Annotated in this window: 24 protein-coding genes; 12 read left to right on the top strand and 12 right to left on the bottom strand. The window is 53.7% G+C overall.

Annotated elements, in window-relative coordinates; all coding sequences use genetic code 11:
• Nucleotides 1-39: 39 nt before the first annotated feature.
• Complete coding sequence (locus Q4E93_RS19980; RefSeq protein ID WP_303588253.1) at nt 40-984, bottom strand: nitrilase family protein; 945 nt, start codon at nt 982-984, stop codon at nt 40-42.
• A gap of 11 nt (nt 985-995) precedes the next feature.
• Nucleotides 996-1616, bottom strand: a complete 621-nt coding sequence (locus Q4E93_RS19975) for a response regulator (protein WP_303588251.1) — start codon at nt 1614-1616, stop codon at nt 996-998.
• 196 nt (nt 1617-1812) lie between these two features.
• On the opposite strand from Q4E93_RS19975, the gene Q4E93_RS19970 reads away from it, so the two are divergent.
• Complete coding sequence (locus tag Q4E93_RS19970; protein ID WP_303588249.1) at nt 1813-2340, top strand: P-loop NTPase family protein; 528 nt, start codon at nt 1813-1815, stop codon at nt 2338-2340.
• Here Q4E93_RS19970 and Q4E93_RS19965 read toward each other — a convergent pair.
• Both Q4E93_RS19965 and Q4E93_RS19960 read right to left on the bottom strand, forming a co-directional pair.
• Nucleotides 2318-5365 (bottom strand): ligand-binding sensor domain-containing protein, encoded by a 3048-nt coding sequence (locus tag Q4E93_RS19965; protein WP_303588247.1) that lies wholly within the window; start codon nt 5363-5365, stop codon nt 2318-2320. The genes Q4E93_RS19970 and Q4E93_RS19965 overlap by 23 nt on opposite strands.
• A gap of 45 nt (nt 5366-5410) precedes the next feature.
• Entirely contained in the window at nt 5411-7483 is a 2073-nt protein-coding gene (locus Q4E93_RS19960; protein ID WP_303588244.1) for a T9SS type A sorting domain-containing protein, read from the bottom strand.
• 104 nt (nt 7484-7587) lie between these two features.
• On the opposite strand from Q4E93_RS19960, the gene Q4E93_RS19955 reads away from it, so the two are divergent.
• On the top strand, nt 7588-7902 hold the full coding sequence (locus Q4E93_RS19955; protein ID WP_303588242.1) for a DcrB/PsbP domain-containing protein: 315 nt from the start codon (nt 7588-7590) through the stop codon (nt 7900-7902).
• Here Q4E93_RS19955 and Q4E93_RS19950 read toward each other — a convergent pair.
• Both Q4E93_RS19950 and Q4E93_RS19945 read right to left on the bottom strand, forming a co-directional pair.
• Nucleotides 7897-8469 carry a DinB family protein gene (locus Q4E93_RS19950; protein WP_303588241.1) on the bottom strand — a complete coding sequence of 191 codons (573 nt, stop codon included), beginning with the start codon at nt 8467-8469 and terminating at the stop codon, nt 7897-7899. The two genes, Q4E93_RS19955 and Q4E93_RS19950, sit on opposite strands and share 6 nt — an antisense overlap.
• 27 nt (nt 8470-8496) lie before the next feature.
• A complete protein-coding gene (locus tag Q4E93_RS19945) occupies nt 8497-9636 on the bottom strand; it encodes an aminotransferase class V-fold PLP-dependent enzyme (RefSeq protein WP_303588239.1) in 1140 nt (379 codons plus the stop codon).
• 226 nt (nt 9637-9862) lie between these two features.
• Between Q4E93_RS19945 and Q4E93_RS19940 the strand changes: the two genes are divergently transcribed.
• The 6 genes from Q4E93_RS19940 (at nt 9863) to Q4E93_RS19915 (ending at nt 16255) form a co-directional block, all read left to right on the top strand.
• Entirely contained in the window at nt 9863-10381 is a 519-nt protein-coding gene (locus Q4E93_RS19940) for an OmpH/Skp family outer membrane protein (RefSeq protein ID WP_303588237.1), read from the top strand.
• 251 nt (nt 10382-10632) lie between these two features.
• Nucleotides 10633-13062 (top strand): ABC transporter permease, encoded by a 2430-nt coding sequence (locus Q4E93_RS19935; RefSeq protein WP_303588235.1) that lies wholly within the window; start codon nt 10633-10635, stop codon nt 13060-13062.
• A gap of 302 nt (nt 13063-13364) precedes the next feature.
• On the top strand, nt 13365-14336 hold the full coding sequence (locus Q4E93_RS19930; RefSeq protein ID WP_303588234.1) for an aldo/keto reductase: 972 nt from the start codon (nt 13365-13367) through the stop codon (nt 14334-14336).
• A 42-nt stretch (nt 14337-14378) separates the two neighbouring features.
• Complete coding sequence (locus tag Q4E93_RS19925) at nt 14379-15194, top strand: helix-turn-helix domain-containing protein (RefSeq protein ID WP_303588233.1); 816 nt, start codon at nt 14379-14381, stop codon at nt 15192-15194.
• Between the two features lie 103 nt (nt 15195-15297).
• A complete protein-coding gene (locus tag Q4E93_RS19920; protein ID WP_303588231.1) occupies nt 15298-15843 on the top strand; it encodes a hypothetical protein in 546 nt (181 codons plus the stop codon).
• A gap of 25 nt (nt 15844-15868) precedes the next feature.
• Nucleotides 15869-16255, top strand: coding sequence for a GerW family sporulation protein (locus tag Q4E93_RS19915; protein WP_303588229.1), 387 nt, complete (start codon nt 15869-15871; stop codon nt 16253-16255).
• A gap of 40 nt (nt 16256-16295) precedes the next feature.
• Here Q4E93_RS19915 and Q4E93_RS19910 read toward each other — a convergent pair whose 3' ends face one another.
• The 6 genes from Q4E93_RS19910 to Q4E93_RS19885 all read right to left on the bottom strand — a co-directional run bounded on the left by Q4E93_RS19910 (nt 16296) and on the right by Q4E93_RS19885 (nt 22174).
• Nucleotides 16296-16811: a cupin domain-containing protein gene (locus Q4E93_RS19910; RefSeq protein WP_303588227.1), complete on the bottom strand. Its 516-nt coding sequence runs from the start codon at nt 16809-16811 to the stop codon at nt 16296-16298.
• Nucleotides 16812-16834: 23 nt separating this feature from the next.
• Nucleotides 16835-17407, bottom strand: a complete 573-nt coding sequence (locus Q4E93_RS19905; protein WP_303588225.1) for a Crp/Fnr family transcriptional regulator — start codon at nt 17405-17407, stop codon at nt 16835-16837.
• Nucleotides 17408-17413: 6 nt separating this feature from the next.
• Entirely contained in the window at nt 17414-17824 is a 411-nt protein-coding gene (locus Q4E93_RS19900; RefSeq protein WP_303588224.1) for a VOC family protein, read from the bottom strand.
• 96 nt (nt 17825-17920) lie between these two features.
• The gene (locus tag Q4E93_RS19895; RefSeq protein WP_303588222.1) at nt 17921-20527 is read right to left on the bottom strand and encodes a secretin and TonB N-terminal domain-containing protein; all 2607 of its coding nucleotides are present in this window, start codon (nt 20525-20527) and stop codon (nt 17921-17923) included.
• A complete protein-coding gene (locus Q4E93_RS19890; protein WP_303588220.1) occupies nt 20528-21556 on the bottom strand; it encodes a FecR family protein in 1029 nt (342 codons plus the stop codon). It abuts the gene before it with no gap.
• A 12-nt stretch (nt 21557-21568) separates the two neighbouring features.
• Nucleotides 21569-22174 carry an RNA polymerase sigma-70 factor gene (locus Q4E93_RS19885; RefSeq protein ID WP_303588218.1) on the bottom strand — a complete coding sequence of 202 codons (606 nt, stop codon included), beginning with the start codon at nt 22172-22174 and terminating at the stop codon, nt 21569-21571.
• Between the two features lie 164 nt (nt 22175-22338).
• Between Q4E93_RS19885 and Q4E93_RS19880 the strand changes: the two genes are divergently transcribed.
• From Q4E93_RS19880 to Q4E93_RS19865, 4 genes are read left to right on the top strand one after another with little or no spacing between them, the layout of a single operon-like run.
• A complete protein-coding gene (locus Q4E93_RS19880) occupies nt 22339-23070 on the top strand; it encodes a hypothetical protein (protein ID WP_303588216.1) in 732 nt (243 codons plus the stop codon).
• Between the two features lie 15 nt (nt 23071-23085).
• Complete coding sequence (locus tag Q4E93_RS19875; RefSeq protein ID WP_303588214.1) at nt 23086-23451, top strand: hypothetical protein; 366 nt, start codon at nt 23086-23088, stop codon at nt 23449-23451.
• A 13-nt stretch (nt 23452-23464) separates the two neighbouring features.
• Nucleotides 23465-23932 (top strand): OB-fold protein, encoded by a 468-nt coding sequence (locus Q4E93_RS19870; protein ID WP_303588212.1) that lies wholly within the window; start codon nt 23465-23467, stop codon nt 23930-23932.
• Between the two features lie 10 nt (nt 23933-23942).
• The gene (locus Q4E93_RS19865; protein ID WP_303588210.1) at nt 23943-24500 is read left to right on the top strand and encodes a YceI family protein; all 558 of its coding nucleotides are present in this window, start codon (nt 23943-23945) and stop codon (nt 24498-24500) included.
• Nucleotides 24501-24505: the final 5 nt, after the last annotated feature.

The raw sequence follows: 24505 nt of genomic DNA, 5'->3' as shown, positions 1-24505 counted from the left end.
TCCGACGCTTCGCCAATGAACCCTGGCTGCAGTGGATCCCTATTTCATCCAGACCACTTTTTGCATAGACGCATTCGGCTGCCCCACGATGTCTTTATACAGTTCCGGCTTGCGGGCCATCTTATACCGGTGACCGCCCGACTTCAGGAGCTTATCGGGTGTCAGCGTCGCCATGACAAGATCATCGCCCAGCGTACGGCACTCCGCAATAATATCCCCATAAGGATCCAGGATCATGGAACAGCCATTCTTCAGCTGATCGTCATCCATACCGATGGGGTTGGAGAAAACGGCGTAGATGCCATTGTCATAGGCCCTGGCCGGCAGCCATTTCATCAGCCAGCCCCGTCCTTTCAGCCCGTCGAATTCCATCCGCAGCGATGTCGGGTCCGCCTCCCTGTTCTCCCACAGCGCCGGGTCCACAAATCCCGCGCCCGGCCGGGTGGAAGGCGTACACATCGTAACATGCGGCATGAAGATGATCTCCGCGCCCAACAAGGTGGTAGCCCGTACATTCTCAATGATATTATTGTCGTAGCAGATGAGGACGCCGCATTTCCATCCATACAGATCGAAGACCACGTATTCGTTGCCCGGTGTGATATGCGGGTTGATAAAAGGATGGATCTTCCGGAACTTGCCCACCATTCCATTCTTGTCCACGCAGACATAGGCCTTGTAGATCTTCCCGTCAGCGCCCTGCTCGAACAGGCCCGCCAGCACGGCGATATCCGAAGCCCGCGCAATGGCTGTCAGGCGCCGGACGCTGGGACCATCCGGCATCGGCTCGGCCAGCTCCCACAGTTCCTCCCTGGACAAATGACGGATGTAACTATAGCCTGTGATGCTGCATTCATGAAAGGCGACCACCTGCGCGCCCATTGCCGCGGCCTTTACGGTCAGCGCTTCGATCCTGCCAAGGTTGTATTCCTTATCACCGCTGCGATTTTCGAATTGTGCGGTGGCGACTTTTAGATTTTCCATTCCCCAAGGTACTAAAACATCTGCACCATTTTGCTCAGCTCAATGATATTGGAAACGCCCAGCTTGTGCATGATATTCGCCTTATGCGTACTGACGGTTGAAATATGGAGCGATAGGATATGAGCGGTTTCCGAAACATTTTTTCCATCGATCAGATGATTCATGATCTCCAGTTCCCGGGCAGACAAACTTTCGAATGGATTTTGCGTCTTTCCTTCAAGGACTTCCGTGGTGAGCTTGTCCTGCATCCTGGAGCTCAGGTACCTTTTGTTGTTCAGGATGCTTACCATGGCCTTACGGATCTCCGCCGGACCCGCCTCCTTGTTAATAAAGCCTTTCACGCCCAGGTCCAGGTATTTTCTTGCATACACATCTTCACTGCTCATGGTCAGGATCAGGATCTTCTGGCCCCGCCGCAGCAAGAATATTTTTTTCAGCAGGCTGAAGGTGTCTGTGGAAGGCATGGATATATCCAGGATCACCAGATCATAGGCGCTGCCTTGTATCTTCGTCCAGGCGCTGTCCCCATCCCGGCATTCCTCTATTTCCACCTGCATGAACTCTTCTCTTATAAGAACGCAGAGGCCTGTCCTAACAATAAAATGGTCGTCTACGATAAGAAATCTTTTCATAATTGTCTAAGGGTATATAAATATAACTGATTTAGATAATTTAACGTATGCCGTAGTGGATATTTCTTCCAATCTCCCCAACCACATCTATACAATAACACTTATTACCGGTCCAATTATTTCTAGCGGCTACATGATAACTCCATCGAAAACCCACTTATTACTAGGGTCTCCTTCTCCCCAATGATCCATCTTTGTGATCACCACTCATCCTATGATCGCGCTGGAAAACATATCGGCTTCCGGAAATGATAATGGCACATCGTTCACCAATCTGAACAGCTCATTCGAGACGGGCCGGATACATGGCATCTGGAATGAGGCTGACAGCGTTAACACGGGCTTCTTGCAGCTGCTGACAGGAAATATTCCGATCAGCTCTGGCATCATCCGGTATGAGGGCAAGCGACTGGATCACGCCGATGTTGTCTATTACAACAGGGCGGCATTGCCCAGGCCCCATCAGCACAGCAGGAAACTGGTCTACCTCTTCGATAATATATTCGATCCCGCGGATTTGGCGTCCATGGTCCGCCTGTACAAAATAATCCATCCCTTAAAGCAGATGGGTAGAACGATCCTGATAACTTCCACTGATTACAACGCATTGAAAGCGCCGACGGATTTCTTTCACATATTTTCAAAAGGGGCGTTTCAGGCCAGGCTTCACGCCAGGCAATATCATCTGCTGGACGATGTGTTCAGGCACCTGCAGCGTTCCTGAAAAGCAGGGTCACCCGGTTGCCCTTGCCCTCCGGGGTATCGATAGCCAGCTGTCCTTGTATCCTGGCTAATAATTCCAGGATGATCTTATAGCCAAAGCCATGGCTGTCATTTTCCGCCTGATAGGTATGGGTGAGGATCGCATCGATCAGGTCTTTTTCCATGCTTCTGCCGGTGTCGGAAATGATGATGCGGAGCCCTGCGGCATCCTTCGCCGCTTCGATCCTTATTTCTCCGTTGACCGTATATTTATTGGCATTATCCGCGAGATTGCGGATCAGCAGCTTCAGTATATGGACGTCGGAGACCAGCGTGACAGCGGCGGGGACCAGGTTAAGGACGGTGTTATTATTGATGTCTGCGCCCGGCTCATACAGCGAGACGACTTCCTCAACGATCTCGCGCAGGACGATTCTTTCCTGCCGCACGACGAACCCCTCTTTCTGCGCATTGGTCCAGACGAGGAAATCCTGGGTAAATGCAAACAGGTCATGCGTTGCATTCCGGAACTTCATCAGCATTTCACCCAGCTCACGGCTGTCGACTTTCTGATAATGCTCATAAATATGAATGGCCAGCATGTGAAGGAAGCGCAGGGGCGACCGCAGGTCATGGAGGATGATGGCGATCATTTTTTCCTTTACCCGGTTGCTATCGGACAGCGCCTGCGTCCTTTCGGCTACTTTTAGTTCCAGCTGCTCCGCTCTTTTCACCTGGCGGTTATAACGCAGCCAGAAAATAAACGGGAGGATACTGATGGCCGCCGCGGCGACCAGCAGCCGGAACCAGAGGGTCTCATACCAGTATGGACGGATGTTCCAGCCCACCGTCTTGCAGCTGTACTGGGCATAACTATCCTGCTTCCGGACGGTGAGGGTATACCGGCCCTTATGCAATCCGGTCAGGACCAGTCTTCCGTCATCATTCACCGGGTGCCATTTGTTGTCCAGCTCCGGTATGGAATATTCCAGGTGCAGGTTGGCCGGGTTACCGTAATAAGGAGAAGACACCGCGAAGACCAGCGCACCGGCCCCCTGGTCCAGCTCGAAATGATCACCGGGCAATACTTTCTTATCGTCAGTGACGTGATCTATAAAAATAGGGTGCTCGGGCGGCGCGATAACGATGCTGTCCGGATCGAACTGGATCAACCCATCCAGGGAAGGCAGAGAGAAATGACCGTCCCGGGTGACGATCCCGCAGGGAGTGCACCCCCCATTGAATTCATTGCTGGCGAATCCCGAGGATTTGTCGAAATAATAATAAAACACGTTCTCCTTATTGCCGGATGCATAGTTGTCCAGCTCTTCCTTTGCCACCCTGAACAATCCCTTGTTCGTGGGCAGCCAGAAATAACCCTGCCTGTCTTCCATAAAGCAATGGACGGTGGCCAGGTTGTTGCCGGGATCCATCGGCATTTTAATAAAATCTCCGCCCTCATACTTATAAAACCCCTGTCCGTATGTGCCGATCCAGATACTCCCATCCCTGGCTTTACCAATGACCCTCACGACAGCATTTTCCAGCCCCGGCAGACGGCTGAGCGTACCACGGGACAGGTCATACGAAAACAATCCGGAGGAGGTCCCGACCCATAGCTCATTGGGGGATATCTCCCGGATCACCTGTATAGAAGCTCCCCGCAGCAATGTCGAAAAGTCCAGTAAAACAGTTACGTCTTTTCCCCGAAGCCGGAATAATTTATCCCGGTTACTGTACAGGATATCTTTATCACTGGCCTCGAAGATGGAAGTAAGGTAGTCGCCCATGTAAGTAGCACTGACGGTTCCATGCAGCAAGGGATCGGTCCCTCTTAATGAATCATAAGAAGAATACCAGATATGACCATCCGATGACTGGAGAAAGGAATTCGGGTCATAGATCCCTGGCGACGGCTTATTTATCGGACTATACCTGTCCAGGACGCCGGAGGAAGTCAATATCCTGCCATCCGGCAACTCCACCTGCCCATACAGGCTATTGATCGCATAGTTGTCGCTGTTAAATGCCAGCCGCCTGAATTGGTATTTTTTGAGAATGTACAATCCACTTGTCGCTGTACCAACATATAATATCCGGTTCCCCTCGTCATATATCAGGCAGCTGATATCCCTGATGGAAGTATTGGCAGCCAAGGTATCGACATCCAACAGTCCGTTCCGTAAATGTAACTGCAGAATATTTCCTGAAAAGACGAGGAAGGTGTGGCTGGTATCCCTCATCGCTTTAAAGGTGGCTTGTACAGGATAAGGGCCTGCCACGCCAGCCTGCCTAAAGATCTGCTGCAGCGGGGCGCTGACGCCGATGTTCTTTTGCAGCCGGCCTTCCTTGTATGCATAGAGACGATTCCACTTGTCTACAGATATGAATACATCTCCCACCAGGAATTGGAGCTTTGGCGTAGAAGGGGAAATTTCAGGAAGAAGACGGATGCCGGCTGTACGCTCATCAAGAAAATAGCAGACGGAATCCTTTGTCGCATAAGCCTTTTTTTCATCGACGGTGAACAGGTCGCCATTGTGGTCCAGATCTTTCAGCAGACGCTTGAATGCCGCAGGACCGGCCGCGCCTCCCCACTTTTTATAGATATTGGCAAAAGAAAATATCCGGTTGTTCAACCGGGGGGCTTCATAAGGATTGGTGGAAAGGAAGCTGTCTTCGGCCAACTGGTAATCGGCTGTAACCGTCAGGATACGGTGGATGCCGGCCACCTGGTGAATGAGTACCTTCCCTGACCCATCCGCTAAACCGTACAGGAAACACCTGTTGCTCAACATGGCAGGGGAGTTGCCCATATTGTACTCCCGGAAATGCCTCCCGTCAAAACGGACAAGCCCCATTTCCGTACCCATCCAGAGAAAGCCGTTCCTGTCGAAGGCCATGCCCTTAATGCTGTTCTGGGGAAGGGCGTTATCGCTGTTGTAATTGATAGCGCTATACCCGGGCAAGCTTGCCTGCTCTTTCGATGCCAGGCATTGCGTTAAGCAAAGGAAGAGCAGTACAAGTAGTCTTAAGCAGTGGGTCATTATAGTTCCTATCAGACTAAAGTTCAACAATATTTTGACATGGCGCTAATGCCGTATAAGCATTTTTATCTTTTCATAATTTCCGCCATCATACAGCTGCAATACATAGATGCCATTGGGCAGCTCCCTCACATGGTCGAGCTGCACGGTGTTGATCCCCCGCCCGGCCTGGCATTGCCTGCTCCAGACAGGATTACCTGTAATATCGATCAGGCGGATGGATACGCTGGCGTTGTGATCGCTGGTAAAGCTGAGGGTGGCGGATCCCGCGACAGGATTCGGTGTTACCTTCAACGTTACGAAGCGTACAGACCCGTCCACCGGGATAATATTACTGAACAGGTTGCGGCCGTCTATATCCGTGGCCTCGATACGATAGTAGATCAAACCGCTGCGGTCCCCCGCCTGCTCATCGGTGTAGCTATAGCTCCCAGTGTTGTTGCCGGATACTGCCGGTGCAACAGTCGAGATGGGTGAAAAGACAGTGCCATCGAAACTTCTTTCCACGGTGTATGCCCGTATATCCTCTTCAGTGGTCGCCTGCCAGCTGACGGTGATCTTTCCATTTTCGCTGATGGCCGAGCCGGACAGGGACTCCTTTGCCAGCAAGCCATTGCAGATCATCGGGAAAGGCGGTGTCTGGCTGATCGTGATCGACTGTGACGATACGCCTGCCGCACCGGCCGCGGCGCCATAGGTCACCGCTAAGGTAGTGGTAACCCCAGCCGCACCGCCCGCAACGGAGACAGCCCCCAAAGCCTTATTACTATAAACGACACCACCTCCTCCACCCCCGCCGGTTCCATGCTTTTGCCCTGGGGCCGGTGTCCCGCCCGTATTGCTGGCCCCCGCGCTTCCATTGGCGTTTACCGTGAGCCCGGGTGCGGCCACCCCAGTTACGATGAGCACACTGCCGCCTGCGCCGCCGCCGCCGCTGCCATCATTGGCCAGCGTCGTATTGGGAGGAGCCCCGTTAGCCAAAATGCTGCCCGTGCCCGTGATGGAGCCTGCGATGATGATCACGATGCCGCCACCCGGTGCGCCGCTGCTGGCGTAGCCACCGGAAGGAGTACCCGTTCCGCCATCGGAGCTTCCCGATCCACCCCCTCCTCCCATCACCAGCCTGGAAGGAGTTTTCTGCGCAAAGACGGCGCCCGGTCTTCCGCCGGTGGTAAGATTGGAAGACCAGCTGTTTCCGCCGATCCCGCCTGCTCCCCCATTGCCGCCCCCTCCTCCGCCCGCGTTATTGCTATTGCTGGGATTAGGTGCGCCATCCGTTGCGCCGCCTCCGGCATTGCCCGGAGCGCCCCTGTCATAGCTGCCCCCAGGGTAACCTTCCACACCGGTGGATATCAATGCGGCGCTGTTCAAAGAGTCGAGGTACAGAGGTGTTCCCGCGATGCCCTCTCCCTTGGACCCGCCGGCTTTGTTGGACGCCACGGCCACAAAATCCGTGTTGGCGCCCGAACCCACATTGGAATAAGCCTTGCCGCCGCCGCCCCGGAATCCCATCGACGAAGCGTCGATCTTGTGTCCATTCATGTTAAGGGCATAGGAGACAAATAAAGCGATGACCCCACCCACCGTACCATTCCATCCCGGCGGCTTAATGTCGGCCCCCAGGGTTGCATTATAATACAAAGGCACCCGGATCACCTGGTAACGGTATTGACCATCCGTGCCGTAATTGGCATTCTTATAACTATTGCTAAGCGCTGACTGAACAGTGAGCGTCCCGCCTGTTAAAGGCACCGCGCTGGCAGCTACCGCATATTCCATTTGCCCGGCCATCAACTGACCATTGTTCAGGTATCCGCTGCCCGTGCCCGTCCCGTCGCCGTAGGCCGTTCCATTGGTGGAGTTGATCTGCGCACCCTGCATCTGGATGATCAGTACGACATCGAAGGCGCTGATGGGGACAGTCCCGTATCCTGATGTGCTGGCATTACCCAACGTAATAGTAGTGGCGCCCGCACTCACAGAAGCCTGGGCGCCGGGGTAGTATGTGTTGCCATAGCTGCTGATGGTTGTCGTCGAAGAGGACGGACAAGTTTGCGCTTCCGAGGCAAAATTGGATAAGAGTGCGACCACTGTCAGGATGTAAGTATACTTTTTCAAGAGGTTGGATTTTAGGGGTAATGAATTACGGTACTCTAAGTGTACTTACGACAAATATAGAAGGCTTCTTCCACCAGTGGTAGCGTTTAAGGGTTAGAGCGTATGTGCGGCTCCAACTATTACGAGCGCTCATCACAGGCGCACTCGTGCTATACCGGGAATACAGCAAGCTGGCAGATGCGCTGGCATCCACCAATGACTTTACATTATTGGAAAAAGGGGACCTCACCATTCATGGCCTGCCTTACAAATGGCTCATCGAGACACATAAGAACACCGATGGCTCAGCCATGCATAACTATGATTTTATTACCTATAAGGATGGCCGGACCTATATTTTGACCTTCGTCGCCCTGTCGAAGGATTTTGACAAATACCGCCAGTTGTTTTACCAGGTCGCAGGGACATTGGTGCTATAATTCCCGCTTGATCTCCTCGATCTGCATGACATGGCGGGCGGCATGCGCCCCCTCCAGTAAAAGGTACTGGTACAGGTTGATCGTGCCCGTGGCAGGATGGAAAGTATGCCGGTTCTTCAATTCATTTTCCGTCTCCCACGCAAAGGCGATCAGCCTGTCGCGACAGGCAGTAAAACGGTCCCGCACCAGGTCGAAGTCCGTCACCTTCCCGGCCGGGTCCAGGGCGGACAAGGTCTGCAGCTTCCTGCTCCGGTCTGTCATGATGACCATCATCTGCTTCACGCTCACTCTTATTTCCACTCCTTTTTCAGGGGTGGGAGGCTGCCGCAACAGATCCTGCAGCACTTTCCAGGTAAGCTCACCGCTCTGCGCGAGATGTCCCATACACTCGGCAATGCTCCACGCAAAAGGCCCCGTCCGGGCCTCCAACAGGGCGTTGCTCAGTCCCGTCACACTGTCCAGCAGCAATCTCTTCGTGAATGCCAGATATTCGCCCGCAAATTCCCGCTCGTCCCGGGAGAGGGACATCCGCACTACATTCCGGCCACCAGGTGATAAAATTTCCATTTTGAACAGTTTTTGTGAACACGATATTTACCCCTCCTTCTTCAATACTTCCAAAAGTCTTTGCACATCCCTTTCATCATTGTACAAATGAGGGGCGATCCGCATGCTGCTGCCCCTGAAGCTGATATAGATATTGCTTTCAACCAGCTTCTTCCGGATCCCGTCGATCTTCTCCGGCGGGAAGCGGATCCCCACCATATGTCCGGCCCTGCTTTCCCGTACAGGCGCCTCCCAACCCAGCTCCTGTATGCCGGCGGAAAGGACGCCGGTCAGCCGGGACAGTGTCTCCTGGATATTTTCCACCCCCCACGCCGCGATCTGCGAAAGGGCCGCCGTCGCCATGGGAATATGAATAAAGCTGGCAAACTCCCCCGCATCAAATCGCCGCGCCCCCGGCTTATAGTCGTCCGTATATTCCACCAGCCGGGTGAAGTCATCGCTGCCTGCTTTCACCATCCACGAGAACTCGATGGGCTCGCCGGCCTGCGTATATTTCGGGTCCGCATACAGGTATCCCAGGTTATAAGGACCCATCAGCCATTTGTAACCCACCGTCACCAGGAAATCAGGCCGGATCTTACGCACATCCAGCGGAAAGGCGCCCAGCGACTGGCTCGCGTCGATCACCAGCTTAGCGCCCACGTCCCTTGTTTTCCTGCTCACCTGCTCCAGGTCGATGAGACTGCCATCCGTCCAATGACAGTTAGAGATGGCCACCAGGCCCGTGTCCCCATCGATCTTCTCTAAAATCGCCTCCGTCCAAAAGCCATCCCCCGCACGCTGTACCGTCACGATCTCCGCCCCGGAAGCTTTCGACAGCTCACGCCAGGCATACAGATTGGACGGGTACTCCTGGTCCAGCACCACAATTTTCTGTGAGGAACGCAGCTGGATATTGTTCTTCGCGATGGCGATGCCATAGCTGACAGAAGGCACCAGGGCAATTTGATCCTTCCCCGCGCCTATCAGTCCCGCAAACAACGACCGCAGCTCCTCCGCCGGGCCAAACCACTGCCCGGCGCTGATGGTCCATGGCTGCCGTCGCTGCCCAATGGCAAGCCCGCCCGCCTCCTCCACCGACCTCATAAAAGGGGACATATTCGCACAGTTCAGGTAGGTAATGTCTTCGGGTATGGAAAAAAGATGTCTTTGATTGGGTATGATCATGATTTCAGCTTTCTCATTTTCGGGACCCTGAAGGTAAACACATCGCCCCTTCTTAATGGGGGGGTAATGCGCCAATTTTATGGGCGGTTTGAGACATCGCTTAAAAAAATTTTACGATCTGCCAAACAATGATGCAAAAGTGCTAAACTTTATGCTTTGTTAATTGTATAAATCCGGCATTCTTTTGGTAATATCCATTTCGTAAATTTAAAAAAACTGAAAAACCATGAAAAAGATCATTTATTCATTTCTCCTCATCGGCGCCTTCTTCGCCTTCGGAACAAAGGCCCATGCCCAGAATGCGCCCGCCAAATTCGCCTGCATCAGCTTTAACGAGCTCCTCAGCGCCATGCCCGAGTTCAAAAAAGCCGACACCACCCTGGCCGAGTACAGGACAACGTTGGAACAACGATTTGACGCGATGAAGAATGAATACAATGAACAGGCAAATCTTCTTTCCTCTAAGGATACGGCAAAATTCACCGCTCCCCAGCTCGTCATCAAAAGGCAGGGACTGAATGAGCTGCTCGCCAAGATCCAGGGCTTCGAGACAGAGGCCGGCACCCTGTTCAATCAAAAAAGATCGGCCCTCCTCCAGCCCATCCAAAAGAAAGCCGAGGATGCCATACAGCAGGTGTCAAAAGACAATGGCTATGCGTTCGTATTTGAAAAGGACAACCTGCATGCCTATCCGCCTTCCACGGACATCCTCCCGCTGGTGAAAAAGAAACTGGGAATCATCTGAGCTGCAAGCGGCAAGCTACAAGCTTCAAGCCTGGTTCTTATTAGGTCCTTCGCTTGCAGCTTGTAGCTTGAAGCTTGTAGCTTCTCTCACGGCTTGCAGCTTGCAGCTTGAAGCTTGTAGCTAAAAAAACGTGACAGGCACTGTATCATTAACGGACAGCCTGGCGCATAGCGCCGACATATCAAATTGATTTATAAAAACTTATAAACCCGGCATTTTTTTAGTTCCCACAAGCATGAAATCATCCTTTCATGCTCAAGAATTATCTCAAGACCGCCTGGCGCAACGTAAAAAAGAATAAAGGGTTCTTCGCCCTCAATTTCATCGGCCTCTATGTCAGCATCGTAGTCTGTACGCTCATAGCACTGATCATCCTGCATGAGACCAGCTTCGACAAGTCCGATGGCAAGGGAATACAGCTGTTCCGGGTGGTGGCCAAAGGCAGCACCGCCACCGGCGAAGTGTACAGCGCTACCACTCCCTACCCGCTTGCCACAGCCATGCGGGCAGCCCTGCCGGATGAGCGGCTGATCACACAGATCCATTACCAGGGGAGGGATATAGTGAAAGTGGGAGATAAGAAATTCATGGAGTATGACATCATTTTTGCCGACTCCGTATTCCCCCGGCTGTTCCCCATGCAGGTGAAAGCGGGCAGCCTGCAGCACGCCCTGGCAGAGCCCGGCTTTGCCATCCTGACAGAGAAGGCGGCCCATCGCTACTTTGGCAATGCAGACCCCATTGGCCAGCGTATAAAGGTGGCCAACCTCGTCGACTTGCAAATAGCTGCCGTCGTAGCAGACCCGCCCTCCAATACCCATATGCCTTATAGCCTGCTGGCCTCCTACCGCAGCATGAACAGAGGATTGATCGGCGGCTTTCCCATTGACTCGTGGTCCGTGACAGCCAATGGTTATGCCTACATCGGACTGCCTGGCGAAAACAACGTAAAGCACGTGGAATCCCAGCTTGCGACAATTGCCGCGCACAACCTATCCGAGGAGGGGAGGTCCGTGAAAGCCCGCTTCTCGCTGCAACCCTCGCAGGACATTCATTTCAACCAGCTGTACGCAGACAGCAACATCACCTATACCATCAATTACAAATACCTTTCGCTCATCGGGGCCATCGGCCTGTTCCTCATCCTGGCGGCCTGTATCAATTACACCAATCTTTCCACGGCGCTGGCCATTAAGAAGTCCAGGGAAGTGGGGGTAAGAAAGACGATGGGCGCCACCCGCTCCCAGCTGATGAAACAATTCTTTTCGGAAACTTTTTTCCTCACGGGAGCCGTCATCGTAGCAGCCTCGCTGTCCATCTCTTTCCTGCTGCCCAGCCTCAATACATTCCTGGATAAGCATATCCCGTTGCATTGGTTTAATTTCAGCAGCGCCTTGTTCCTCGCTTTACTCTGGATCACCGTCTCTTTACTATCCGGCGTATACCCGGCCCTGGTCCTCTCCGGCTTCAACCCCATCACGGCTTTGAAGAATAAGATCTCCACGCCAAGGGCATCTGCCGTCACCCTGAGAAGAGGCCTGGTGATCTTCCAGTTCCTCACCGCCCAGATCCTCATCATCTGCGCCATCGTCGTCGCCAAACAAATGGCCTTTATCCAGTCCAGACCCCTCGGTTTCGACAAGGAAAAAGTATTGGATCTGTCGATCTCCGACAACAACTACCAGCGGCAGCACATGCTGATCGATCGCCTGTCCGCCCTGCCGGGCGTCAGCAGCGCGAGCCTCTCCATCGGGGCGCCCATCAGTAATAACCATTTCAATTCCGGATTCAACCTGAAAGAGAAATTCAAGACGGATCCCATACCGGTGAAGATCATCACGGCAGACCGTTCCTATCTGAAGACCTATGGGCTCCACATGCTGACAGGAAGATGGTTTGATGAAAAAGACGAAAGCCTCACCGCGCCTACCATGCCGGATTCCTTGCGCAGATATGCGCTGGTGCTGAACGAGCAGGCCGTCCACCGCCTGGGATTTGCTTCCCCGCAGGAAGCATTGGGCAAATATGTCTCCTTTGGGCTCAACGATCTATCCGCGCCCATCGTCGGCGTCGTAAAGGATTATAATGTAGCGTCCCTGCGCGAGACCGTTATGCCTGTGCTCATCGTACAATACCCCAGCCTCTATTACAACATAGGGATAAAATTTGCCGGCGGAATTTCCACCTCCACGCTGGCCGCCATGGAAAAGATCTGGTCTTCCATCTATCCCGAACAGATCTTCGAAACGGATTTCCTGGACGAGCATGTGGCAACGCTGTATAAGGACGACCGGCGGACCCAGCAGCTCTTCTATATTTTCACCCTGCTGTCCATTGCCATCAACGTCCTCGGGCTCATCGGCCTGCTCTCATTTATGATCGAGCAAAAGACCAAGGAGATAGGCATCCGGAAAGTGCTGGGCGCGACGGTGAAAGATATCTCGTTCATTTTATCGAAGGACTTCGTTCGCCTGATCATACTCGCCTTCCTCATCGCCGCCCCCATCGCCGGGTACCTGATGAACAAATGGCTCCGGGATTTCGCCTTCCGGACAGACCTGAGCTGGTGGGTATTTGCCGTGGCCGTACTGTCCATCCTGTGCGTCACTGGCCTGGCGGTAGGGTTCCAGACGATCAGGGCGGCCATTGCCAATCCCATAAAGAGCCTGAGAACGGAGTGATTAGGCTCTTTGGCCGCCAGGCCCATCATCAGCTGTTTTGCGGGAGAGACCAATTTTTCGCCAAGGGTCGATCCCGCAAAACCAAGAGCCTGAGAACGGAGTGATCAGGCTCTTTGGCCCAACGGGCCAATAATTAGATGTTTTGCGGGGAGACCTATTTTTCATCAAGGGTCGATCCCGCAAAACCAAGAGCCTGCGGTCAGAGTAAGGCGAGCCGTACAGGCAAGTAAATTGAGCTGCGAAGGCAACCGGTTAGCGGTGTAAAGGCGGACCTTTACGCCCTTAATCAAACCAAAAGCAGCATGACGACTATAACAAAGAGAAACCTGGGCAAAAATGGACCACTCGTATCTACACTCGGATTAGGCTGTATGCGCATGTCGCCCGTCTGGGGAAGCAAGGCCAGTGACGAAAACGAAAGTATCGCCACCATCCAGCTGGCATTGGACAGTGGTATCAATTTCCTGAATACCGGGGACTTTTACGGCAGCGGGCATAATGAGCTGCTGGTAGGCAAAGCCATCAAAGGCAGAAGGGACGATGCGTTCATCAGTGTAAAATTTGGCGCTATCTTCTATGGCAACCAATGGCTGGGACTGGACCTGCGGCCCATAGCCATCAAAAACTTCATCAACTATTCCCTGGTGCGTCTGGGTATAGATACCATCGATCTTTATCAGCCGTGCAGACTGGATAACAGTGTTCCGGTGGAAGACGTGATTGGGACGGTCGCCGATCTCATCAAAGAAGGAAAGGTGCGTTACCTGGGCGTATCCGAGATCACGGCAGATCAACTGCGGAAGGCAAACAGCGTATATCCTGTGACAACATTGGAAATAGGTTATTCACTGGCCGATCGCCAGATAGAAAGCGATTTGCTTCCCACGGCTAAAGAACTGGGTATAGGGGTGGTAGCCTTTGCCAATACGGCCGAGGGACTACTCACCGGCGAGATGAAAGCGCCCCTTCCGGCCAATGCCTACCAGCATCACTTCACGCGTTTCCAGGGAGAGAACCTGGTAAAGAACCTGGAGAAGGTGGAAGTATTGAAGCAAATGGCAAAGGAGAAAGGATACACGCCGACACAGCTGGCGATTGCCTGGGTAAATGCGCAGGGCGATGATATCATGCCGTTGGTAAGCATGAGCCGGAGATCACGGCTGCCGGAAAACATACAAGCCATGGAGATCAAGTTCACGCCGGACGAGATGAATACCCTTGAGACCCATTTCAGGCCGGGAGCGATCCTGGGCGCCACCTATCTGCAGCGATAGGGGGCCTGCAAATATGCCTCGTCGATTTAATACCTTTGCCTGATGACAAATCCAACTGAAATAGTCCCCGGCGTGATATTTTACGCCTATCTCTCGGCCATGAGAAAGGAGAAGGTGGGATTTTTTGGACACAACACGCTGGTATTACAGGTGTCAGGCCAGTTTACACTGGAGACCGCTGACCAGAGGATCTCCATGGGTCGCGGCGAAATGTTGCTGATCCGGAAAAATCAACTGGGAGAAATTACCAAGATGCCGCTGGACGGTGAGGATTACCAAACCATTGTCATTTGCCTGCAGGAAGATATGCTCAGGAAATTTGCCCTGGAGGAGCAGATCGAAATAGGGGAAAAGTATACAGGCCCCGGCAACATTCTTATTCCCGGGAACGATTTTTTGCGTGGCTTTTTCCAGTCCGTGATACCTTATGTCCGTCATTCGGAGGAAAAGATCACCACTGCGGTAGGTATGTTAAAAGTAAGAGAGGCGATACAGCTGCTGCTGTATACCATGCCCGCTCTCAGGGAATTCCTGTTCGACTTTTCCGAACCCCATAAGATCGACCTGGAAAAATTCATGCTCGGTAATTTTCATTTCAACATCCCGGTTGAAAAATTTGCGCAACTCACAGGGAGAAGCCTTGCAGGGTTCAAGCGTGACTTCCAGAAATTATTCGGCATGCCGCCCCGGCAGTGGCTGCAGGAAAGAAGGCTGACGGAAGCCCGGCACTTGATAGAAAATAAAAATAAAAAACCATCTGCGATCTACCTTGACCTGGGATTCGAAAGCCTTTCCCATTTCTCGCATTCTTATAAGAAGAAGTTCGGCAGGGCGCCCACCGGGAGTAGTGCCCATTAAGCAACCTAACCACCATCGCCCTGCAACCATCCAAGCCAACGAGAATCACCGTCGATGATGACGGGCATCATTCTCCCGCCAGGGCCGTTGCTTAATTTTGCGTATGACAATCCTTCTTACGCTGGTTCTCCTTTTCCTTCTGATGCTGGGCTGGCTGCTCCTGTCGCCGCTGATCATCGAAGCGGATACGCGTTTGCCGGAAATAAGAATGGAATGGAAAAGGCTGGTCACCCTGCGCATCACCTATGCAGAGGGGGTCGGCTGGATAAGCGTAAAAACTTACTTCTATCAACACACCTGGCGCCTGGGAGCGCACCCGGCAAAGGCCGGCAGCGACAAACAGGTCGCAGCAGACGGTAAAAAAAAGCCAGGGGCCCGCAAAAAACCACGGACACGCCGGCGGCGAAAGACGAAGCAACTGCTCCTGAAAGGCCTGCGGGTGCTAAGGACCTTCCGCATCGTCCGGATGGAAATAGCGCTCGACACCTCCGACCCCGTGATGAACGCCCAACTATACCCCCTGAACTTTTATCCCTACCCCCCCGGAAGGTCCGTCCGTATCAATTTCCTGGAAGAGAACTATCTGCTGCTTCGGTTAAGCAATACGCCCTGGCGTATGCTTAAAGCCTGGACAGCGCGCGGTATCTGATTCTTCACACTTAAATCTTACAACTATGTCTTTCAATTTTGATGACCAGGTTCAAAAGCTGACCGAATTCCTCAAGACGGAAGCAAAGACCGAGACGGTCGTAGGCCAGTCGTTCCAATTAGGAGAATTCACCTGCGTGCCCGTTATCAAGTTCGGCATGGGGCTTGGCTACGGCGGAGGAGAAGGAAAAGGCGATGCACAAGGCAAAGGCGCCGGTGAAGGCACGGGAGGCGGCGCCGGCGGAGGGGTGGGCGTAGAACCCATCGGCTTCCTCGTCACGCGCGGAGACCAGATCTCTTTCCTGCCCACGCGCAATGCCAAAGGCCTTTCCTCTGTCTTTGAAAAACTTCCGGACATGCTGGATAAGTTCATGGATAAAAAGACAAAAGACAAGGCGGCGACAACAGCCTGAGCCGGCCGGTGCCGCCCCTGTTTTACGTCGAAGAAGATCGTCACGATCCCTTTCGTTCGGGCATGAAATTTCCCGTATCCACCGGGTAGCTGTCATACTTCTGATACAGCCGCAGGAACTTTGCGGGATCGACGGGCTGGGTGTTCAAAATTTCCCCCAGCCCCCGGAAAAACCCTTCCCTGCTTTGTCCGGGATTGAACAGCAGCGTAATCACCGCCTCTTCTTCCGAATTGTTGCGAAAACCATGCGGGGTATAGCGGGGCACGTAAACAACGGCCCCCGCTCCCGCTGTTATTTCCCTTTCTCCCACCTGGATGGTCATTTTCCCTTTGCTTACGATAAAGAGCTCGTCCATGAAGCGGTGGTAGTGTAATTGAGCGCCAACCACGCCCGGGTCCAGCCTTATCTCGTATAATCCCAGCTGGTCCTTTGTCAGGTCGCTGGTGACCTTTAAGGTGATCTTTCCTCCATTGAACGTAATACTTTCGCCTTCGTCCGGTCGCACGACGACAGACCGGTCCTCCAGCACGTCTTGCAGTGCATCTTGTTGTTGCATAAAAATGATTTTATTTGCCGTCCTTATGGCAGCTCGCTCCGGATCCTGCTCAGTTGCGTAGGTGTGACACCGAGGTAAGCGGCGATCTCGTGCTGCTTCAGCCGGGCTTCGAGCTTGGGATAGCTTCTTAAGAAATTCAGGTATCTTGTTTTTGCCGTATCATATCGGAAAGAGACCTCCAACGGCTCCTTCTCGATGATCCAATGGAGTTCCATATATCGGATATAGAATCCAGCTATTTCAGGGAACTGCGTTATAAGCCTTTTAAATTCCTGAAAGTTGTATTCTATGACGACACTGGGTTCCAGGGCCTTGATCGTAAACATGCTGGGAGCATTCATCAACAGCGCGCTGGTGGAGGCCACAAAATAACCTTCCGGGAAGAACCGCTTGATGACGGTGTCCCCATTTTCGGCGCTGAAGTATTGAGAGAAGAGCCCTTTCGACACGAACGCCACCGTCCTTGGCACCTGGCCTTCCTGCAGGAAGAAAGCATCCTTGTCATAGGTACGCTCCTTCAGGATGCCCTCCCAGGCCAGCTTCGCTTCGTCCGACAATTTGCCGTAGGTGTTGATCTTATCCCAGAAATGTTGCATCGTCTTTTAATTATTATTGAGGAACGCCTGCATGTCCATCCAGCATATTTCCCACAGATGTCCGTCCAGGTCCTGGAAGCCATGCAGGTACATAAAGCCGTGATCCATTTTGTTATCCGACACCGCGCCGCCCGCCTCCGCCGCTTTTTTTACGAGGTCATCCACCTCCGTTCGGCTTTCCGCATCTAAAGCTATGATTACTTCCGTAGATGCAGCCGCATTGGACACCGGTTTTTTTGCCGCTTCGGCAAACCGCGCCTCTTCCATGAGCATTACAAAGATGCTGTCCGAGATCACCATACAGGTGGAGGTTTCGCTCGTGAACTGGGGGTTGAAGCTAAAGCCCAGCGTTGTAAAGAATTCCACCGATCTGCTGAGGTTCTTCACCGGCAGGTTTACAAAGATCTTGCTTGCCATTGTTTAAGTTTGAAAAGGTGAATATTTATTTGACAAGGCAAAAGTAGGACGCCTCGAAGAAGTAAACATTTACAAATGTTGATGAAAATGGCTTTATCAGAAGGACAGCCTGTAGCTCAGGCTGGGAATGACAGGAATAAATGACACCTGCCTGGCTGTCGCCTGCTTTGTAACGGGGTCGATGGCCCTGTAAGCGAACAATGTATTATAGCGTGCATATACGTTGTACACCGTCAGCGTCCACAGCGACTCCCTCGGACGGGAAGTCCGGGGCCGCAGGTGCGTCCGCTTGTAAGAAATACCCAGGTCCAGGCGGTTGTAGGGACTGAGCCGGTAGTTATTCGTTTCGTCCTGTACAGGGGGTGTACCGGGGTTGTCATCTTCGTGCTCGTTCTCATACAGGGGATTGGTTCCGCCCGAAGCATTGGCGGGGCTGGAATGCAGGGTAAAAGCCCGCCCGCCCGTCATGAAAAAGTCGGCCGACAGCTTCCATTTCGGATCCAGGTCATATGACATGGAAGCATATACGCTGTGCCGTCTGTCCAGCGCGAATGGGAAAGCCTTGCCCCTGTTCAGCGAATCGAAACGCTGCCATGCGTAGGCGTATGCATAGGCCAGCCAGCCTTTCCATCGCCCCCTGTTCTTGCGGATCATCCATTCCGCCCCATAGCTCCACCCCTTTCCAAAGATCAGTTTGTCTTCCAAACTGTTGTCGATGACAGGACTGGTGGCGCCCTTGAAGAGGGACTGATGGCCCATCCGCTTGTAATACACCTCCATGCTGGCCTGGATCGTATGCTCCCTGAAATTCCGGAAGAACCCCGCGGTAAATTCATCGCTCACCTGCGGACGCACCAGCACGCTGCTGCCAATCCATATCTCGGCCGGGAAAGAGGCATTGTAGCTTTGCACGAGGTGGTTGTACTGGTGCATGCGGGAATAAGAGACTTTGAGGCTGGTGACGCTGCTGAACAGGTGCAACACGGACAACCTGGGCTCGAGGTCAGCATATTGCACCTGCGGCGTATGATAAAAAGGCGCCCTGATGCCTGCGTATATTTTCCAGCGCTGTCCCCATTCCATCTCGTCGCCCGCGTATACCGCCACCCGCAGGGAATTCTTCTGAGGTACTTCGGAGGGATGGATGGGGAAGTAGGAGTTGAAAGCGCTCACCTTGTCGGAGACGGAGGCCGGGAACAACGTCTGGTATAACAGGTCCGCGCCCGTCCCCAGCTTATGCCGCGGAGAAAGGTACCAGGTCACGTCGCTCTGCAGGTTCATGTCCCTGATGCCGGAATAGAGTTCGGCGAAATAACCTTGCTGGACAGCCGACAGCTGCTGATGATAGTGATTGTAAATGACCGAAGTATTGGAGAAGAGCTTCTTTCCGAATAGATGATTCCACCGGAGGGATACCGCGAAGTTGCCAAAATCCATATGGTAGCGGATACCATCATCCACGGACCCATCATGTGAATAGTCGTTCCTGTCCATTCCCCTGTAAATGCCCGCAAAAAGGCGGTCGCGGCCCGTGAGCCTGAAGTTCAGCTTTGCATTGATATCATAAAAATAGTAGTTGCTGAAATAATTTCCGGCGGCCAGCGGATGGAGCCAGGCATCGATCATGCTGCGCCTGGCCGCGATAAAATAGGACGACCGCCCACTGGACAGCGGACCGTACAAAATGCCTCCCGAAGCGATGGTCCCTGCTTCCACCGACCCGCCCGTCGCCTGGCTGCTCCCATCCTTCATCGCAACATCCAGTACGGAGCTGATGTGGTCCCCGTAGGAGGCCGGGAACCCGCCTTTCATGAAGCTGGCATATTTCACTGCGCCGGGGTTGAAAATGCTGACCAGGCCGAACAGGTGACTGGGGTTATATATAGCCGCCTCATCCAGCAGGACAATGTTCTGTCCTGTATTACCGCCGCGCACGGAATACCCCGTCATTCCCTCTATGCCAGCCTGTACGCCCGGCAACAGCTGCACCGAATGGATGATATCCCCGTTCCCTCCCGCCGATGGGGCCGTCCGCAGCATGTCCGAAGAAAGGTCCACCGACGACGTGCGGTTCCTGGTGATATTGCCCTCCCCTTCGTTGGGAGAAACGATCATTTCGGACATTTCTTCCTGTTGATCGTTGTGTTCCATCCCCGCCGCCAGCACGATATCATGTCGGGCGCCCAGCCGCCTGGAAACGGGCTTGTATCCGACATAGCTGAGGTCAATGTCCAGCGAGTCGGCCGCAGGCACCGTCATGGAATAAAATCCATATGCATTGGTGACAACGCCCGTCTGCAGCTGCGGCAGGTACAGGCAGGCCCCGATGAGCCGTTCGTCCGTCAGGCCATCCCTGATAAATCCGCTGATCGTGATCCTGGACAGCGCTGTTTCCCGGCGAATGACGACACCGTGTCCGACCGGCGTATACTCCAGGCCGGTGCCCTTCAGCAAGAGGTCCAGGAACTGGTTCAATGGCATGTTCACGACGCTCAGCGACACGTGCTTTTCCGCCGGCAACAGGTCTGGACTGTAGTCCAGGCGCAACCCCGTCTGCCGCGCCAGCTGCAACAGCGCTTCGCGCAGCGGGATATCTTTCAGGGTCAGCGTAATGGTGGTGCCGGACAATGGGGCGTCCTGCGCCACAGCTGACGTCCTTCCTGCCAGCAGGCAGGAACATAGTAAGAATACTTTCCACCTCATTTATTTGCCCGCGCGCTGTTTTAATACCCCTGTGCCGCCCTCCTCTGTATATGTCAGATCCAGGGATATACAGATGATCCTTATCGCATCTTCATATGTTTCTCCATCCAGGCGGGCAGTGAGCTTCAGCCCTGAAAGGGCAGGGTCATCCAGCCGGATGGTCCTGCCTGTCATCTTCTCCAGGACATCCACCACGGAGGACAGGGCGGCTTCCTGGAACCGGAGGACGTTACGGCTGCTATCACGGACAAACCCCGTCAGCACGGGCTGGCCAAAACGCTTGCCTGCCAGCGCATAGGACAGGGACATGCCCTCCCCCACCTGCCGGGACTGGCCCGTAGCGGCCTGGATACAAGCCACCTTACCGCTGAGCACGGCAACAAGGATACTGTCGCTTGTCTGCCGCACGGAAAATCGGGTGCCGATGTCACGGATACGCAAGCCGTCCAGGCTCACTTCGAATGCCAGGTTGCTCCTGTCCGACACCCCGAAGAAAGCCATACCTTTTTCCAACAGCACCGTCCTGCCCGTGCTGTTGTACCCCTTATCCAGCCGGATCTTTGTTCCCGGCTGCAGGATGACGGATGTTCCGTCGGGCAGGCTGACTGTCATCGCCGCACGAAGTGTATTCTCATACGTGGCGCCGGATGGATGGGTCGTGAACCACCAGTCGGCCGCAAATACGATCGCTGTGATAATCACCGCTGCCGCCATCCCCCGGGCCATCCTGCTCCTGAGCCAGATAGAAAGGGTCTTGCCCCAGGTCTTTTCATGCGAAGGCCCCGCCTGCCAGGCATGCATCCGCTGCCGCAGGGCAAGCCAGCTTTCATCCGTATTAGCCTGCCGGTAAAGCTCATGCCAGTCCATTCCCTGCTCCCAAAGCCGCTGCAGCCGCTGGTACATTTCCTGATTGCCGGGCAGTGCAAGCCATTCTTCCAACCCCCTTTGCTCTTCCGGGGTCAGGGAGCCCTGGAACGCTGCGGACACCAGGTGCCAGGGTATATGGTCATATTCAGGCGATGAATGCATAGTATCTACTATTTAGACAATCAAAAAGGACGACAGTCGGGGCGCCAGGTGAAAAATAAATCCATGCAGGAGCAGCAGTCCCAACATGTCATGGCTCACCAGGACATGATACAGCTGCTTCAACGCCTGCGTGATATGGTACTTGACGGTCTTGATGGAAATGCCCAGCCTATCAGCGATCTCCTGCTGTTTCATCTTCTGGAACCTGCTCATCCTGAATACATTCCGGCATTGCTCGGGCAATCCGTCGATGGCCTCGCAGATCAACAGCCACATCTCGTTATCCTCCATCAGCCGATGCTCTTCCGTCACAGCCTGGTGTTCCCGGACCGCCTTCATCTGCGCCGCATCCCTCTTCCGCTTGTTCAGTACATTGATACATCGGTTGATGACAGCCCTGTAAATATAGGCCTTAAGAGAAGTCTCTATCCGGATGGAATCCGCCTTTTGCCAAAGGTTCATGAAAACGTCGTTGACCACTTCCCGCGCCGATGCAGGATCATGCAAATACCGGCAGGCCATCAGGTAGAAAGCCTGGTGATGCTCCTTATAATACGCTTCAAAGGCCAGCTCATCCCGCAGCCTTATCCGCTCCCATAATATTGCTTCATCCTGCATTCGGACAATATTATAGTTTAGTCACAAGATTTTACATGACCCAGGTCATCCCAAAAAATAATTCTCCCACCACCTCGACCATCGGCCCGATGCTTTGTCATAGATAGGACAGGCAGGCGGATGCGCTTAAGCTGCCGGCCGCGATCCAATTTAAACTTATGAAAATGAAGAATTTAATTTATGCCGCGCTCCTCGTGGCAGGGATCATTGTCCTGATAGGTTTTCCCGCCTGCCGGCATGAAATACCGCTGCCCGGCAGTGGCGGAAACACAGGCGGCACCGATACCGTCCCGGGTTCGGGCGGCGGCAGCGGAGAAAGCTGCAGCGCCGATACCGTGTATTTCGCCCAGTCCGTACTCCCCCTGCTGAGTTCCTCCTGTGCCCAAAGCGGCTGCCACAATGGTCTCACAGGTGGCGATGCAGGTGAATATACCCTGAATACCTATGCGGGTATCCGGAATATAGTACGGCCGGGCAATGCCGGCGGCAGCAAGCTCATCGAGGTCATTTCCTCCAGCACGATGCCGCCCCGCGGTTATGCGGGCCTGACAGCCGACCAGGTCGCCCTGCTGTCAAAATGGATCAACCAGGGGGCCCGCAACAACGGCTGTACCGCCGCCGCATGCGACACGTCGGCCGTCACATGGTCTGTCACCATCACCTCCATCCTGCACACCTGGTGCACAGGATGTCACAGTGGAAGCGCCCCCTCCGGCGGCGGTGTCGACCTGACAGCCTATGGCAATGTCCTCGCGCAGGTGAACTCCGGTAAATTATGGGGAGACATCAGCCATCTCAGCGGATACAACGCCATGCCGCTGGGAGGACAGCCCCTGCCGGCCTGTGAGCTGAGCAAGATCAGGGTCTGGATCAAGGCAGGCGCACCTAATAATTAAGATAAGCTATAAAAAATGTACAGGAAAAAGACCATCGTCCTTGTATTCATCGCCGCCATCGTCCTCGCGATGAATGCATGCTATTATGACAAGGAACAAATGCTGTACCCGGTAAGTTTCAACTGCAACGGTACCGCACCCTCCTTCTCCACTGAAGTATTGCCCCTCATCACCGGCAGCTGCAGCCAGGGCATGGGCTGTCATGGGGCCGGCAGCACCAACGGGCCGGGCGCCCTCACCACATTCAATGAGATAAAGAATGCCGGAACCCAGGTCCTGTCTTCCGTTAAGGCCGGCAGAATGCCACTGGGATCCTCGCTCACTGCCGCCCAGATAAAGACCATCAACTGCTGGGTGACCAATGGCATGTTGAATAACTGAAACATCATAGACCATGTCGATTAAGAAACTATTGCTCATAACGCTTGCCGCCGGAATTTCCCTGGCTGTCATCTATGGCTACAAGGAATACCACCGCACCAATAAAGACCTCTCCGGCGCCGCACCTGACTACCAGGTGCGTGACAAAGAGCTCATCCATGCTTTCCTTGCCGATGAACCTGCCGCAGCGAGGAAATACACCGGCAAGCTGGTGGCCGTAGAAGGGATCATCAGGGAAAGGAGTGCAGACGGGACAGGCCACTACACGGTGGCCCTGGGAGGGAACACCGGCGCCGCCGCCATCCGCTGCTCCATCGACAGCACACACGGGGAAGATATTGCCCTCATGGACACGGGACGCAGCATCATCCTCAAAGGCCTGCTCATCGGCTTCAGCAGGGATGAGACAGGGATCCTGGGGTCGGAGGTACAGCTCGTCCGATGCGTACGGGTCCCCACGGGAGGAACACCCAATCATTAAAATATATATTATGAGGATCATCACACTCCTGCTGGGCTCCTGCCTCATCTGCCTTGCCAAGGCCCCGGCACAGGACAAATTCTTCACCAGGCAAGGGCATATCAGTTTTGACGCCACCGGCGGAATGGAAAAGATCGCGGCGAATAACAGGAGCGTCACCTGCGTCCTGGACAGCCGCACAGGCGCCCTACAGCTGTCGGCGCTGTTGAAAGGCTTCGAGTTTGAAAAAGCCCTCATGCAGGAACATTTCAACGAGAACTATGTGGAGAGCGATAAATATCCCAAGGCGGATTTCAGGGGACAGCTCCTGAATAATAACGAAATCGCCTATACGAAGGATGGGGTCAGTAACCTGAAGGTAAAGGGATTGCTCAGCATTCACGGACAGACAAAGGAGGTTACTGCCAACGGGAAGATCACGGTGAAGAACGGGAAGATACAGGCGACGGCCGAATTTGACGTCCTGCTGTCGGAATTCAATATTACCATCCCCGGCCTGGTGAAAGATAAGGTCTCCGATCATGCGAAGATCAGCGTCGATTGCCTGCTGGAACCATTAAAAATGTGACGCAC

The organism is Flavitalea plasmicola (assembly GCF_030546645.1).
In the GTDB taxonomy this organism is placed as follows: Bacteria; Bacteroidota; Bacteroidia; order Chitinophagales; family Chitinophagaceae; genus Puia.
Note: the sequence above shows the minus strand (reverse complement) of the source record. Positions and strands in the feature narration are given on the sequence as shown.